Consider the following 15,008-nt stretch of genomic DNA (forward strand, 5'->3'; position numbering starts at 1 on the left):
TCAGGTCAGAAAGGCCTTTAACCACAAAAAATCAGTTAGCAACCGGAACCGGAGCCGGCAGCGCATCACCACCACGGCTCAGCAGAGAGCCGCTGCTATAGCCGGAAGTAGCGCGTGCTTCCATATAGCTGGAAGGTGCAGAAGATGCACGATGAGGGCGCGTGGCGTGCCAACTGGCTGCCGCAACCGGAAGCGGATGCCGAATTGGCGCTGCATCATCATCCGAAGCCTGCGCTACGTGCCGAATAGCCGGAGATGCTGCCCGCGTAAGGCTATGGCGAACCGGAGCTACAGGCGCATCATCATCCGCATTGGCGGAAGCAACAACCTGTGGGCGTGGTGTTTCAACTGCCATATGGTGTGCAGGGCGGGCTGGTGTAGCGGGGTCGGCAACCTGCGCAACACGTACCGGTGCAGCTACAGGTTCCGGCGCAGCATGTGGGTGATCATGATGTGCCACTGGTGCATGCAAAACAGATGCCGCATCGGCCACAGATGTTGCGCGTGGGTGCGGGGTGGGTTCCGCTGCAACATGCGGCACATCGGCCACAACAGTAGGCGCAGCTACAGGGCGCACCGGATGGATGACTGCTGGTGGGGTGACGTGCGCAGGGCGTGCATCGGCCACAACAGCCGGAGCCGGTGTATGCGCAGGGGGTGTCATAACCGGTGGTGGCGCAATGTTGGTTGATTTGTCAGCAACCAATGCCGGGGCTTGGGGCAGAGCATCTTTTGCAACGGCAGGAAGGTGGCTTTCCAAATCAGCCATACGCACAAACTGCGTTGGATTCATGGTCTGCAAACCAGATTCATGCTGTGCCACAAGCTGGGCAAGGCGTTCAGGCTGGTTTTCCAAAGCCCATTCCGTGCGCAGAATGGATGTTTGTGTGCGAACGTGCTCCGTTTCCTTCACGATCTGAGAAATCTGCTGATCGAGAAGGGTGGTCTGATGCTTCTTTGTATAAAGGAAAAAGCCAGATGCAATCGCCAGAACCGCACAGCAGCATGTAAATGGACGGGGGATCATGGACTTAGCCCTTTTTTACGGAAGCAGGGGTTGATGCACGTTTCATGACAGCGCGCAGCCGTGCACTTCTGGCGCGAGGATTATGGCTACATTCAGCATCGCTGGGCCGCCGGGCTTTGTGCGTAAGGGCTACAAAGTCCGTCTGCGGCGCTGGTGTTCCGGCGGCACGGGGGTCATAGCGCGAAAAGCTTTTATCCTTGCCCGTGGCATGTTGGACCATACGCTTGGCGATACGATCTTCCAGTGAATGGAAGGAAACAACAACCAGCCGCCCACCCGGCGCCAGCATATCCAGCGCCTGTTCAAGCCCGCGTTCAATTTCGCCCAGTTCATCATTTACGGCGATACGCAGGCCCTGAAAGGCGCGTGTAGCGGAATCTATGCCAGAGCGATCTTTGGGGATTACAGACCGCACGAGCTCAGCCAGTTGTGTTGTAGTCTGGAAAGGCGCTTCCGAACGGGCATTCACAACGGCGCGCGCAAGGCGGCGCGCGTGGCGTTCTTCCCCATAGAAATGGAAAATATCTGCCAGCTCTGCTTCTGGTGCCTTATTGACGATATCTGCTGCTGAGGGGCCGGATTTTTCCATGCGCATATCCAGCGGGCCTTCCATACGGAAGGAAAAACCACGGTCAGCTTCATCCAACTGGAAGGAGGACACACCCAGATCCAGCACAATACCATCAAAGGTGCAGATACCTGCTGCACTTGCAAGTGCCTGCATATTGCCAAAGCTACCTTGCAGCAGGTGAAGGCGAGATCCGCCATCTGCTGTGGGAAATGCGCGGCTTAATACCTGCCCACGCGCAATGGCGTCCGGATCACGGTCAATGCCCCATACGTTGCAATCAGCACTTTTTAGAATGGCAGAACTATAGCCGCCACCGCCAAACGTGCAATCCAGAATACGCTCACCATCTGCGGGGTGAAGATATTCCAGAACCTCTGCCAACATAACCGGAATGTGGCCCTGAGCCGTTTCAGGGTGCGTGAAGGAAGAAAGAGCGTTCATGCATTACGCCCTTTTGGCTCTGCACCATTTGCAGCCGGAATGCTCACACGGCGTGAACGCTGGCGCGCTTCTGCCCGGCGCTGCTGCGCGGCCTGTGGCTCCCAAATCTGAAAGATACGGCCAACACCCATAAAGGCAGCCGTTGGGCTTTCTGTTAGCCCGGCATGTTCACGTAAAAAATCAGGTAAAATAATGCGGCCTTCACGGTCGGGATCTATGGGGTAGGCATCGGCATACAGAGCGGCAGCCAGATCATCATGCTCATCAGAAAACATGTCCAGCCGATCAAGCGGTTCGGTCAGGCGTGCAAAAGCAACGGCAGGCCATGCCTCAACACATGGCAGGGTATGGGAGGGGCGGAGAATCATCAGCGCGTCACCTTCCGTCTGCTGCGTTTTGAGCACTGAACGGAACCCGGCAGGAATCGAAATGCGCCCCTTGGCGTCGAATCGATTTTCATGCGTGCCGAGAAATACGCCCACGTACGTCAGAAGCCTTTGCAGAAACAGCCTTTCCGTTCGCAATTCAGCGGGGAACAGAACCGCCTTCACCACACTTGTGGTCTGGTATGGGATAGCATGGGATGTTATGGGACGCAAATTAAAATGACAGAAAAAACAGCAGAAAACCGCCATTATTTAAGTATTCATGCAGAAAAGATTTCTGGCGCGAATGTATTGATTTTGTGGCGGCAAACAAAAGATTGCCGTTTTCTGTTCTTTTTATGTTCTATTTTTGATGTGAAAACACAGTGGATTGGTAAGAAAGAGAGTGTCAGGTGGTCTGTAAGCCGGGTTCTGTCCACCTCTGTAAAGAGGCTGGACGGTCATTCGTCTAGGGCATGTTTTGCAACATGCCTCTCGCAACCAACCCGAACGGCAGGGCGGAAGAACCCCCGAAACCACAAGGGTTTCTGCCGTTCCTATTCGGTTTTGCTCCCGGTGGGGTTTACCGTGCCTCCTCTGTTACCAGCGGAGCGGTGCGCTCTTACCGCACCGTTTCACCCTTACCTTCAGCCTGTCCCATAAAATCCCATAAGGATTTTACAAAGTCAGACCCGGAAGGCGGTCTGTTTTCTGTGGCACTTTCCCTAAGGTTACCCTCGCCGGCCGTTAGCCGGCACCGTTCTTCCGTGGAGCCCGGACTTTCCTCTCTCCCACCCGTTAAAGAGCAGGACAGCGACCGCCCAACCACCTGACGGAGCGCACCCTGCGTCGGGCTTGCGTTCAGGTCAAGCCGCAACTGATGTTATGAAGGCATGACGATGCAGAAAATTGCCGCTAATCAGGTAGCTATGTCTGATTTTTCTGATGTGCCTCAAAACTCTATGCCCGCACGGCCCAACCTTCCATCTCGGCTTTTGCTGCGCTGTATCAGATGGCAAGAGCAGCTCACGCGCAAGCGTGCGGAAAAAGATGCGCCTGAAGCAGACGAGCCCCATAACGCAGCGCAGGAAATCTCTGCGTTTCTTGTGCGGTTGCGCAAAGCGATGGATACGCCCTCCTTTCCACTTCGCCTTTCATCTGTGCCGATAAGACGGGTCGTTACTTTATCCATTCCCGGTGCTGCGGGGCCTATGCGGGCACGGCTTTTTATTCCCTATGGGCGGGTAAGGGGCGCTTTATTGTATTTGCATGGGGGCGGGTTTGTGCACTGCGGGCTTAATTCCCATTACGGGATATGCTGCCGCTTGGCGCGAGCCTCTGGTGCGGCTGTGTTATTGCCCGATTATCGCTTGGCTCCAGAACATCCTTTTCCTGCGGCTATTGATGACAGTCAGGCTGCCCTGCAATGGCTGGCTGGTGCGTCCGCCAAGTATTGGGGCGGTAAGGTTGCTGTGGCAGGGGATAGTGCTGGCGGAAATTTAGCCGCTGTTCTGGCGCAGGATGGGCGCGCGGGGTTAGGGCCCCAACCTGTTATGCAGGTGCTGTATTATCCATCGCTCTATGGAGAGAAGCTTTTTCCATCGCATCGAACGTATGAAAAGGGCTATTTCCTCTCTCGACGGTCAATGGAGTGGTATGGAGATCAGTATATTCAAAAGCCTGAACACTGGAAGCATCCACGCTTTGTGCCGGGCTTAAACCCGGATCTGCAAGGTTTGCCACCAGCCGTTATTATTACGGCGGAATGTGACCCGATGCGTGATGAAGGTGCAGCCTATGCGCAGGCGTTGGAAAAGGCAGGGGTTAAGGTGATATATCGCTGTTACCCCGGTGCCCTGCATGCATTCCTGAACTTTTACGCCTTTATGCCGCATGGCAAGGCGGCTTTGCGGTTGGGTGGCAAGGCATTGAAGAAAGCCTTTGCCGGGTAAAACCGGCCAGGCCCATTACGGAATGGGATGAAACACGCCCGGTGAGCCCTGATCTGAATACACAAGCCGGTTCAGCCTATCCACGCGCAAAGTGAACAGTTTAGGCAAATCATCTTTTGGGCCGGGGCAGGTGCCGGAATGCTTTTCCATAACATCAATGCGTGATGCGGTGGGGGCATCGTTTCCGTTTACCACAAACAGCAGGCAATCCGGCCGATCATGCGTCATGCCGTTATGGGTGACCTTCAGGCGCAGGTGGCGCACCAAGGCCGTATCATCAAACCAGCTTGCGGGTTTGAAGGTATAGGAATCCACCAGCCGATCGAGCGTGCCGGTTTTGGCCAGCAGGATCATCATAAGGGAAAGAGGCAGAACAATTGCCAGCCGCCGCAGGATATGTTGGCGCAGAGTGCGTTTTGCAAATGGCCCACGGCCAGTCATTTTGGGTGAGGATGTGTTCATGTCAGCATATCTTCGTGCCAAAGGGCACCATCACGCGCCAGAAGCGCACGGGTGGTTGCAGGGCCCCAGCTTCCAGCAGGGTAGGGTTCCAGCGGGGTAAGCGCATAGCGCCATGAATCCAGAATAGGCTCGACCCATTTCCATGATGCCTCAACTTCATCTCGCCGGATGAAAAGGGCAGGGTCTCCGCGCACAGCGTCTAGCAGCAAGCGTTCGTAGGAATCCTGATACTGCACGGCAAATTCGTTTTCGTAAGACATGTGCAGCGTGGCGTTGCGCACTCTGAACCCGCCAGCACCGGGGTCTCGCGCCGCCAGCACAAGTGAGAGTTCTTCATGCGGGGCAATGCGGATGACCAACCGGCCGGGAGAAGGCATATTGGTAAAAATAGGCCAGACCTGCGGGCGGAACTGGATAACAATTTCTGTGGTTTTGGTGGCTAACCGTTTGCCTGTGCGCAGGTAAAAAGGTGTGTTGCCCCAGCGCGCCGTACGAATTTTTGTGCGAATGGCCACAAATGTTTCAGTATCACTCGGGCGGCCCGTTTTCAGGTCTTCTACATAACCCGGAACATCTTCCCCTTTTACGCGGCCTGCGGTGTATTGCCCACGGATAACGTTTTTACGCACCATATCCGGTGTCATGGGGCGCAGGGCGTTGAGCACTTTCAGCTTTTCATTCCGTAAATCATCAGCACGGAGAGAGGCTGGTGCATCCATGGCCACCATGCACAGCACCTGTAAAAGGTGGTTCTGCACCATATCGCGTAACGCGCCAGATTTATCATAGTAGGAGCCGCGATCACCCACGCCTACTGTTTCTGCGGCGGTAATCTGCACATGGGCAATCGCTTCGGAAGACCACAGCTGTTCTAGCGCTGGGTTGGCAAAGCGTAAGGCCAGAATGTTCTGCACGCCTTCCTTACCCAGATAGTGGTCAATCCGGTAGATGGCATCTTCAGAGAAGTAGCGGCCTACACCTTCATTGATCTCATTGGCAGATTGCAGGTCTGTGCCAATGGGTTTTTCAAGCACCACCCGCGTGTGCTGCGTGATCAGGTTATGCTGGGAAACTCCAGCACAAATGGCGGAATACAGCGCGGGTGCCGTAGCAAAATAGAAAACCCTTGTGCGCTCCGCATCGGGCAGGGTGGCGCTGAGTTCCTGCCAGTGAGGGCCTTCTTCCGTGGCATCAAGATATACATAGGTCAGAAGGCCCAGAAACTGGTTGAGTGTTTCTGTGTCTTTGGCAATGTCAGGGGCAAACTCGTGCAGGGTGGCGCTACACAGGTTCCGAAACTGCTCGGTATTTAACTCAGACCGTGCTGTGCAGATAATTCGTGCTTCCTGATCAAATTCGCGGGCATGAAAGCGGCGCAAAAAAGCAGGCAGCAGTTTTCGGCGTGTCAGATCACCTGTCGCGCCAAAGATGACAAAGTCAAAAGGTTCCGTGCGGTTCACAAGAGCCATGATGCAGGGGTCTCGCTGGTCAGCCGGAGGGGGATGCCCGCCGTAAAAAAGTCGTGGTTTGCGGGCAAAAGGCCCGGAACAGGAACAGGGTGCAGTGCTTATGGAAGGCCGCCCGCGTGTTTGCAAGGGGTTCTGATGTGCTGCATCATTGACCACATACACGTGGCGCGATAAGCCCGCGCTTCACTATCTGGCAATGTTAGCAGGTTCTGCCTGCGCAGTGTTGGGTGTTTGTATATAAATGAGGAGGCCGAAGCATGGATGGCGAACGCATTTCCGGGGATGAAGATGCAGCTGTTGGCGGTATTGCCGCAGATCGGCTGAGAAGCATTATTGAGCGTGTTGAACGCCTGGAAGAAGAGCGCAAGGCTCTGGCCGGAGATATCAAGGATATCTTTACAGAAGCAAAGTCTGCCGGGTTTGATGTAAAGGTTATCCGCCAGATTATCCGCCTGCGGAAGCAGGAACCGGCAGAAGTGGAAGAGCAGGAAACACTGCTGGATATCTACCGCCGCGCATTGGGTATGTAAAAGGCTAGTCGGGTCTATTTCCCATGATGTCTCTGTCTTTTCCTGATTGGATGCCTGTCTGGGGCCAGCTTCTGGTTCTGGCTTTTGGCGTGTTGTTCGGGCTTGCTTTCATGATGATGCCTTTTGCCGTGTTTGGGGTAAAAGGGCGATTGGGTGAGATTTCTCTCCAGTTGGAGGAAATTCAGGCCGAACTGCGTGCGCAGGCCGTGCGGGGTGCTCCTGCGTATCAGGAGCCTACCTTGTCTGGCATGGCAGAGCGAAGCGGCAGCACATCATCCGGCGTGGTGGTGGAAGAGGTGCGTCCGCCGGAGGTTGAAAAACCTCCTGCGGCACCTCGTGCCGTGCCCGTTTTTCCTGAACTGCGAACCCCTAAGGTTTCTGATGCGTATGAAGCGCGAGAGGAAGCCCCGCCAACACCGCATCTTGCGCCAGACCCGGCAAAGCCGGTGGTTCGCCGCATGCCGTGGCATGAACCAGAAGCGCCACGCGCAGAAACTGGCGCAGAAATACTCCGCCGACAGCGTGCGCCAGATGCCAATCAGCCACCATATCGGCCTGATTTTTCTCATGAGGCTCCGCAGCCCCATCCATCTGTGCGGATACCGCGTATTGATGAGCATACAGGCCGTGCAGAACCTGTGCTGAACTGGCCCAGAAAAAATCCGGCAAACGATTAAGTTTTAGATCATGACGAGGTCATCACGATGGATGATCTCGTCCCGTCCATGCCACCCCAGAATATCTGTAAGCTCGGTGGAGCGGTGGCCCGCAATACGCCGGGCATCATCGGCATCATAGGCGGCAAGCCCATGTGCCAGCACGATGCCATCTGTATTGATAATTTCTACCAGATCACCCTGAGAGAAATCACCCTTCACCCCAAGCACACCTGCGGGCAAAAGGGATTTACCCTGCTGCAATGCGGTTACGGCACCATCATCCACCATAATTTCACCCGCTGGTGTCAGGCTGCCTGCAATCCATTGTTTGCGGGCTGTATGGGCACAATCTTGCGGCAGAAACCATGAGCAGCGCCCGCCTTCCAGCAAAGAGCGGAGCGGATGGGGCGTTTTGCCCAAGGCAATAGCCATGGCACAGCCTGAGCGCGTAGCAATACCCGCAGCCAACAGCTTGGTGCGCATACCCCCAGAAGAATAACCTGGGGGTGGTTCACCCCCCATAGCTTCAATTTCCGGGGTAAGGGTTTCAATCACAGGCAGATGCTGTGCATCCGGGTTTGTGCGTGGGTCCGCTGTATAAAGGCCATCAATATCAGACAGCAGCACAAGCTGATCCGAATCCGTCATTTGTGCAACGCGGGCTGCAAGTCTGTCATTATCGCCAAAACGGATTTCGGCTGTGGCAACGGTATCGTTCTCGTTAATAACGGGAACGCATCCCATTTCCAGCAGGGTGTTCAGCGTTGCGCGTGCATTCAGGTAGCGTTTGCGGTCTTCTGTATCTTCGGGGGTAAGTAGAAGCTGGGCAGCAATAAGGCCGTGGGCTGAAAGAGCATGGCTCCATGCCTGTGCCAGACTGATCTGCCCTACGGCAGCAGCAGCCTGTTTTTCTGCCAAACGGAGCGCGCCACCTGCCAGCCCCAATGTGTGCCGGGCAAGTGCAATAGCGCCAGAAGAGACAACAGTAACAGCCGTGCCCTGTTTGCGCAGATACGCAATATCCGCCGCCACACTGGCCAGCCATTCCTGACGCGGAGCCTGTTTTTCTGGGTCCACCACCAGCGCGCTACCTATTTTAACAACAAGCCGTTTGGCATTGGTAAGGGAGGGGCTGGTGTATCCGGTCATGGATCAGTTCCGTAAAAGGAAAGGGGCTTGAGGGATCTGCGGGCAGTTCAGTGTTCAGGCGGGGTTTTTATCCGCATTCTTGCGGTTTTCGGTAACCTGATTCTGGAGCATGCGCAGAAGCTCTGGCACGCCCTGATGGGTTGCAGCAGAAATTAATACCACCGGGGCACCGCTGGCTTTTTCCAGCGCCGCCCGGCGGGAAGAGGCTTCTCGCGGAGTCATGGAATCCATTTTATTGAGTGCGATGATTTCTGGCTTTTCTGCCAGCCCGCCATCATATGCGGCAAGTTCATGCCGGATGGTGCGCCATGCATCTACAACGCTGCCTGCGGCACCATCAATCAGGTGCAGCAATACGGCGCAGCGTTCAACATGGCCCAGAAAGCGGTCTCCAAGCCCGGTGCCTTCGTGCGCACCTTCAATAAGGCCGGGAATATCCGCCACAACAAATTCTTCCGTCATGGAAAGGCGCACAACGCCAAGCTGAGGATGCAGTGTTGTAAAGGGATAATCCGCAATTTTGGGTTTTGCAGCGGAAACAACAGAAAGGAATGTGGATTTACCAGCATTGGGCAGGCCCACAAGGCCGACATCTGCAATCAGCTTGAGGCGCAGCCAAACCCAGCGCTCTTCACCCGGCCAGCCTTTATCAGACCGACGGGGAGCGCGGTTGGTGCTGCTTTTGAAATGCGCATTACCGTAACCGCCATCGCCACCACGGCAAAGGGTGATGCGTTTACCGGCTTCATCCAAATCCGCCAGCAGGGTTACGCGGTCATCATCCATAATCTGGGTGCCAATAGGCACCTTGATGATAACAGGAGAGGCCGCAGCCCCTGTGCGGTCAGATCCGGCACCGTTGCCGCCTTTGCGCGCACGGAAATGCTGCGTATAGCGAAAATCGATAAGGGTGTTCAGGTTGGGTACGGCTTCAAAAATAATATCGCCGCCGCGCCCACCATTCCCGCCATCGGGGCCGCCGAATTCAATATATTTTTCCCGCCGGAAGGCTGTCACGCCATCTCCGCCATCTCCTGAGCGGACGTAGATTTTTGCCTGATCCAGAAACTTCATGACATACCTTACTCAAGTCCAGAACGCGAAAAAGGGCCGATCCTGAGGACCGGCCCCTGTTTCTGCTCCGGCCACACGGGAAAACGTGCGGTGGAAAAACCGAACTGCTTATTCAGCAGCGGCAGGCAGCGCATCCACAGAAACGTGTACACGGCCTTCTGCACGGCGTTCGAAGCGAACATTGCCGTTAATCAGTGCAAACAGGGTGTGGTCTTTGCCAACACCAACGTTTACGCCGGCTTTCACCTTCGTGCCACGCTGGCGCACGATGATGTTGCCAGCAACAACCTGCTCGCCACCAAATTTCTTGACGCCAAGGCGGCGTCCGGCGCTATCGCGCCCGTTACGGGATGAACCGCCAGCTTTTTTTTGTGCCATGACCTAAGTCCTCCGTGGTCTTAACCAGTCTGAATCCCTAATGGGTTCAGGCTGCGTTGATTTCCTGAATGCGCAGAACGGTAACCGGCTGGCGGTGACCATTTTTACGGCGGCTGTTCTGCCGACGGCGCTTCTTGAAGATGATGACCTTCTTGAGGCGGTCCTGAGCGATAACGGTTGCCGTTACCTTTGCGCCAGCCACGGTGGGGGCACCAATCTGGATGCTGCCTTCGCCGCCAACGGCCAGAACTTCATCAAATGTAACGGTTGCGCCGGCTTCAACTTCCAGCTTTTCAACCTTCAGCACCATGTTGGGCTCAACCCGGTACTGCTTGCCGCCGGTGCGGATAACTGCGTACATAAACTGTCTCTTCCGATCTCTGGATTCTCGCGGCACCATTTAGATACAGGCGAAAATTCTGGTCGCTTTTTCTTCTTTGGCTGCACAATGCGCGCAGCATGGTTCCATCTGTGTGGATTAGGGCGGCTTTTTAAGCGGTGAGGGTAGGGCTCGTCAATAGAAATATAGGGTTCATGCCTTGCATGGGCTATAAAAGCATGTCTATAAGCCCGCGATATAGGAGAGATGCCGGAGCGGTCGAACGGGGCGGTCTCGAAAACCGTTGTGCGCGCAAGCGTACCGAGGGTTCGAATCCCTCTCTCTCCGCCAGTAAATTAAAAATCACCAAATAAATTAGTATTTTGTGGCGTAGTATTTAGATGCGTCCATTATCCGTTCTGCCTTAATGATATCTGGTCTTTTGCGGCGTTGAGAGTCTGTCTTCAAGCTAGGTCGAAGTGATTGCTACCGACAAAATATCACATACACCCGCTTAGTGGCTGACGCAGGATAATGGTCCGTTTCAACGCCGAAGATCCAATACCCAGATCCTGAGCAATACGCTCACGCGACAGATCGCTGCTCAAAGCTAAACGCACTGCCTCGTGTCTGAACTCAAGTTCGTTATCTGATTCCGCATTAAAGGTGTCTATGCCGATCAGAAATTACAAATGGAAGTGTTCATCAGCACTGTTGGTGTCTCGCAGGCTACATGAGAATTGGGCGTGCCAATATATCTACAATATGTGCTGCTTTCTGCTCTTGGAGCAGATCAGCGCTATCGCATGGCCCTTCAGAATAGGGAACTGCCCGCTGCTGCTCCAGCGCATGATTAAAATGCCTCACATAGAAACCGAAATCATCTGTTAAAGTGTCAAAAATCAGCCAATTAATGAAGAAGCATCACAAATATGGCGCCATAAATGCGCAAATAATCTATTGCTCACCAATAATAGAGATCATTTAGGAAATATAATTGAAACTATCCCTTTCTTTGCAATTCTTAATGATAAGATTACAAGAAAGGGATAGTAAAAATTTTTAATTTAACGGACTATTTATTTTGATTTGAAGTAAAAACCTTTCTCCAAAAGCCTTCACTTGTTAAATGCGTTAATGATTTCTGATATTCAGTTTTGGTTGACTGAAATTTGCGACAAAAAACAAAAGAAACTTTTCCCCAATCGCGTAAATTTTTGAAAAACTTTTTCTTATTATATTCAGCAATATAGCCTGTGTGATCAGGCGTTATATATAAAATGCGCTTATATCGAAAAACACGACGGAATACAGCATGGAAGTTCTTAGACTCCACTAGTGTTTTGTTTTTCATTAAGAAATTTGGAAGAAGGAACCCGTTTAATGTGAGTATTCTACAAAAACGGCGTTTTCTACTTTCGTGCAAACCTCGTCCATATTCGGCATCTTTTGGAATGTGTATAGGTTCACATTTCTCGCCTGGTGCAATTTGAGACAAATGCTTGCGCACATTTGCCATATCAACATTGTTTTCCCAGAAAGATGGTCCTTTAAGTACATCTCGAACCGCTTCAATAAAAGCTTGTGCGCCGCTGTAATTATAGGACATGTCTGAAGTTATCACGCACCCGAACGATGTGCGTAACATTTTCCATTTACTGGTATTCGTACCTATTATCAGGCACATTAAATGTGCACGTAAACTAAGGTAACGGTTGATAGGGCTTTCTTTGATGCCAAAGTCATCAGCCCAGCCGCCAATCCCGTTGAGTGTCATGATATTAAAATGGTTTGTAAGACCAAATAACATATCATCCCCACGCACGAAAAATGGGAAGGACAGGTGCGTAACGTCTTTTATGCGGAAAGCAAAATGCCACCAGCCTCCGTATGTTACGGGTTCAGGAGTTTCAGCAACAAGAAGATCGTGCACGTGGCGCATATCTAAGCCATGCTTCAGATTGACGACACCTGTGCCTGCAATACGTGCCCCTTTTTCATGAAGTCGAAAAGGCTCTGCTTCTCGTAGCATAGAACCTGCAACGGCGAGATTATCTACCTTTCCGTATTCCAGGATATGCAGCGTGCGGCGTATAGATTCCATCTCACACGACGCATCATCATCCATAAAAAGACAATGCGTAAAGTTTTCGTCTTTTAGATAGAGTAATCCACGTGTAAAGCCGCCGGAGCCACCCAAATTTTTACTGGGAAGCAAAATAGCGTTTTCTTTTTCTGAATCTTCAATATTTTGCGAATTATCTACGACAATAAGTTCAATATGATCTTTATAATAAGGATCATTTAAAAGTTCGGTTGAAATGCGATGAATAGCCGGCAGAACATAATGTTTTCGATTGTAATGAGTAATAACAATACCTAGTCGCACTTTGTTGCGAGGTTTTGTTCGGGTGAAAAAATAGCCACCAGTAATTTCTGCATCCGTAAGTGCACGCACTTCTAGATATAGCATACCATCATGAACACGGTTCCAAAATGGCAGATCCATTTCATATGGCGTATCAGAGAGTTCTATATCGTTTTCATATAACCATTGGTCTGCCCTATCTAAAACATGCAAACCAAGACGAATACGTACTTTTCCCCGTCCTGTTAGAGAAAGGCCGAGATCATCAATTTGGCAATGTTCTTTCCACGGACGTATAGATAGGGAGTTGAAAAACGTATCAAAAATAGCTATCCCATGCCTGACTATTTCTATAGATTTCTTATTGAGTGAGGCATAGACTTTTTCTTCGTTCCCTCGAAAATACATATTTTCAGGGCATACTATATCGATGCTAGGGAACACGATTTGCTGAATTTTGTACATCATACCCTATATGTAAATAAAGAAAAGATTTTTTTCACATACAACGCAATCAGCAAGGATACAAATATTATTTAAGATAAAAAACCAATGTTGTTTAGCTTTTTCTATTAAATTAGGCAATGAACTATTTTAGTATAGATTGCTTGCTTTCTCAGTTCAAAGAAGATGCGGTAAAACTAGGTTCCTGATTTCGGGATAGACTTAATATAATAACGTAACATATCTCCCCGTATATTTCTTAATTATTATAAAAAATGAGATCTATAAGAGTAATCTGCTCGCAAGATTTTACGTTCTTTATGGTCTTCTGACGTGTTTTGTAAGTTCAGTGTTATCGTGACAATAGCCCCGTTTACTCATCTAGTGTTCCAGGTTGTGCGGCCATTGAAGGTGGCGCAGTCATGTTAGTGGACTGGCAGTTTCTTTTTTTCATCTGTATTCTTCGCGGTCAGAGTTTGCTTTATAATGCTCAACATGTTCGAGGAGAAAACGAGTGAGCATTATTTTTGAAGAAGACGGCGCCGAAAGCGTCGATCTTTCTATTATTGTTCCAATGTACAACACCGAAAAATATATTTGTGAAACATTGAACTCCCTTGTGTCATCGGATTTCCAGAATCTGGAAATCATTGTTGTGGATGATGGGAGCGAAGATAATTCTTTGCAGATTGCGGTAAACTGGTTCCAGCAGCGCAAACAGGCAGGAAAAGTTCTGTCCCATAAAAATCAGGGGCCTTCTGCATCCCGCAATGAAGGGATAAGGCTTGCACGTGGAAAATATATCACGTTCTTTGATAGTGATGATATCTGCGTCGCCGCGACGTACAGAAAAATGCTTCATGTTCTGGACAGGAACCCGATTGATTTCGTTATTGCCAGAGGTGTTTCCTTTGATAACAACACACAGGCAGTTAGCGGTTTCCCAGATTCATATGTATGGGACAGCATTCTGCAGGGGCGTACAATCCATATCTCTACGCTGATGCAGGAACCCAGAATTGCCCGTCTGGAATCCAGTTCGGTATTGCGTATTTTTAAGCGTGAGTTTCTGATCAGCAATCAGCTGATATTCCCTGAAAAATTGTTTTTCGAAGATGCAGCCTTTCATGCCGCCTGTATGCTTCGTGCAAGGCGGGTTGCTCTCTTGGGTGAAACCCTGCTGTTCTATCGGGTTGGCAGGGAAGGGCAGACAACGGGTTCTTTCGGTAAGAAGCGTTTTAATATGCTGCGTATCCTTGATATTATCAGAGAGGATGTTGAGCAGAATGACGTGCCCGACAGCATTGGGGCCAACCTGATTGGTCTGCTCGTTAGAATGGTTGTGTGGTGCAGCGAGTTCTGTGCCTATGATGACAGACCAACTTTTATCCTAGATGCAGTGAAAAGGCTGAATGCCTTTCCCAAAATGTGGATACCACTCTACGCCAGCGATTATGCATACGATGACTGGGAGCGGGAACTCTGCGCCGCAATAACATCATGCGACTATGGAAAGCTGGCCAAGATTGCAGAAAATGTTCCTGAGGACAAAACTGATTTTAATAAAAATGAGGATGCATCATTAATTGGTGCAATATTGGATAACAAAAAAATGCACTCTATTTTTAAAAAAGCTAATCGACGCATAAAGAACATTACCCAATCTCTAAAAACCAGATCAGGTAATTAAGTCATGATTAAAGTTCCTTCCCTAAGCAAGATTGTCAATCAGATCAGAACTTCACGTCTGATTGACGTAGAAATGCTGAACGATGATATCTGGCGTCTGGAAAATGCTTT

At 51.1% G+C, this 15,008-nt stretch carries 14 protein-coding genes, 1 tRNA gene and 1 other RNA gene; 5 read left to right on the forward strand and 11 right to left on the reverse strand.

The window, feature by feature from the left end; all coding sequences use genetic code 11:
- Positions 1 to 31: 31 nt before the first annotated feature.
- From QQM41_RS09540 to rnpB, 4 genes are all read right to left on the reverse strand, one after another.
- On the reverse strand, positions 32 to 1,027 hold the full coding sequence (locus tag QQM41_RS09540) for a hypothetical protein (protein WP_339076984.1): 996 nt from the start codon (positions 1,025 to 1,027) through the stop codon (positions 32 to 34).
- 4 nt (positions 1,028 to 1,031) lie between these two features.
- Complete coding sequence (gene rsmH / locus QQM41_RS09545; protein WP_050818289.1) at positions 1,032 to 2,039, reverse strand: 16S rRNA (cytosine(1402)-N(4))-methyltransferase RsmH; 1,008 nt, start codon at positions 2,037 to 2,039, stop codon at positions 1,032 to 1,034.
- Positions 2,036 to 2,521 carry a division/cell wall cluster transcriptional repressor MraZ gene (mraZ, locus tag QQM41_RS09550; RefSeq protein ID WP_035365556.1) on the reverse strand — a complete coding sequence of 162 codons (486 nt, stop codon included), beginning with the start codon at positions 2,519 to 2,521 and terminating at the stop codon, positions 2,036 to 2,038. The genes rsmH and mraZ overlap by 4 nt, the downstream gene beginning before the upstream one ends.
- Positions 2,522 to 2,809: 288 nt before the next feature.
- An RNA gene (rnpB, locus tag QQM41_RS09555) (RNase P RNA component class A) lies at positions 2,810 to 3,237 on the reverse strand.
- A 60-nt stretch (positions 3,238 to 3,297) separates the two neighbouring features.
- Here rnpB and QQM41_RS09560 point away from each other — a divergent pair.
- Positions 3,298 to 4,356 (forward strand): alpha/beta hydrolase, encoded by a 1,059-nt coding sequence (locus tag QQM41_RS09560; RefSeq protein WP_339076985.1) that lies wholly within the window; start codon positions 3,298 to 3,300, stop codon positions 4,354 to 4,356.
- 15 nt (positions 4,357 to 4,371) lie between these two features.
- Here QQM41_RS09560 and QQM41_RS09565 read toward each other — a convergent pair whose 3' ends face one another.
- Together QQM41_RS09565 and zwf are read right to left on the reverse strand one after the other, a co-directional pair.
- The gene (locus QQM41_RS09565; RefSeq protein ID WP_003628480.1) at positions 4,372 to 4,818 is read right to left on the reverse strand and encodes a hypothetical protein; all 447 of its coding nucleotides are present in this window, start codon (positions 4,816 to 4,818) and stop codon (positions 4,372 to 4,374) included.
- The gene (zwf, locus tag QQM41_RS09570) at positions 4,815 to 6,449 is read right to left on the reverse strand and encodes a glucose-6-phosphate dehydrogenase (RefSeq protein WP_128105683.1); all 1,635 of its coding nucleotides are present in this window, start codon (positions 6,447 to 6,449) and stop codon (positions 4,815 to 4,817) included. The genes QQM41_RS09565 and zwf overlap by 4 nt, the downstream gene beginning before the upstream one ends.
- Before the next feature lie 95 nt (positions 6,450 to 6,544).
- Here zwf and QQM41_RS09575 point away from each other — a divergent pair, with 95 nt between their 5' ends.
- Both QQM41_RS09575 and QQM41_RS09580 read left to right on the forward strand, forming a co-directional pair.
- Positions 6,545 to 6,817 carry a DUF2312 domain-containing protein gene (locus tag QQM41_RS09575; protein ID WP_003623048.1) on the forward strand — a complete coding sequence of 91 codons (273 nt, stop codon included), beginning with the start codon at positions 6,545 to 6,547 and terminating at the stop codon, positions 6,815 to 6,817.
- 23 nt (positions 6,818 to 6,840) lie between these two features.
- Positions 6,841 to 7,494, forward strand: coding sequence for a hypothetical protein (locus QQM41_RS09580; RefSeq protein WP_339076986.1), 654 nt, complete (start codon positions 6,841 to 6,843; stop codon positions 7,492 to 7,494).
- A 3-nt stretch (positions 7,495 to 7,497) separates the two neighbouring features.
- Here the strand turns inward: QQM41_RS09580 and proB are convergent, their stop codons facing one another.
- From proB to rplU, 4 genes are all read right to left on the reverse strand, one after another.
- Complete coding sequence (gene proB / locus QQM41_RS09585; protein WP_050818285.1) at positions 7,498 to 8,625, reverse strand: glutamate 5-kinase; 1,128 nt, start codon at positions 8,623 to 8,625, stop codon at positions 7,498 to 7,500.
- Positions 8,626 to 8,679: 54 nt separating this feature from the next.
- On the reverse strand, positions 8,680 to 9,699 hold the full coding sequence (gene obgE, locus QQM41_RS09590) for a GTPase ObgE (protein ID WP_339076987.1): 1,020 nt from the start codon (positions 9,697 to 9,699) through the stop codon (positions 8,680 to 8,682).
- A 108-nt stretch (positions 9,700 to 9,807) separates the two neighbouring features.
- A complete protein-coding gene (rpmA, locus tag QQM41_RS09595) occupies positions 9,808 to 10,077 on the reverse strand; it encodes a 50S ribosomal protein L27 (RefSeq protein ID WP_050818283.1) in 270 nt (89 codons plus the stop codon).
- A gap of 46 nt (positions 10,078 to 10,123) precedes the next feature.
- Positions 10,124 to 10,438, reverse strand: a complete 315-nt coding sequence (gene rplU, locus QQM41_RS09600; RefSeq protein ID WP_339076988.1) for a 50S ribosomal protein L21 — start codon at positions 10,436 to 10,438, stop codon at positions 10,124 to 10,126.
- 219 nt (positions 10,439 to 10,657) lie between these two features.
- Between rplU and QQM41_RS09605 the strand changes: the two genes are divergently transcribed.
- Positions 10,658 to 10,747 (forward strand) — tRNA-Ser (locus QQM41_RS09605).
- A gap of 724 nt (positions 10,748 to 11,471) precedes the next feature.
- On the opposite strand, the gene QQM41_RS09610 is transcribed toward QQM41_RS09605, so the two are convergent.
- Positions 11,472 to 13,232, reverse strand: a complete 1,761-nt coding sequence (locus QQM41_RS09610) for a glycosyltransferase (RefSeq protein ID WP_339076989.1) — start codon at positions 13,230 to 13,232, stop codon at positions 11,472 to 11,474.
- A 490-nt stretch (positions 13,233 to 13,722) separates the two neighbouring features.
- Here QQM41_RS09610 and QQM41_RS09615 point away from each other — a divergent pair, with 490 nt between their 5' ends.
- Entirely contained in the window at positions 13,723 to 14,898 is a 1,176-nt protein-coding gene (locus QQM41_RS09615; protein ID WP_339076990.1) for a glycosyltransferase family 2 protein, read from the forward strand.
- Positions 14,899 to 15,008: the final 110 nt, after the last annotated feature.

Origin of the sequence: Acetobacter sp. AC2005, from assembly GCF_037901235.1 — a bacterium.
Lineage (GTDB): Bacteria > Pseudomonadota > Alphaproteobacteria > Acetobacterales > Acetobacteraceae > Acetobacter > Acetobacter oryzoeni.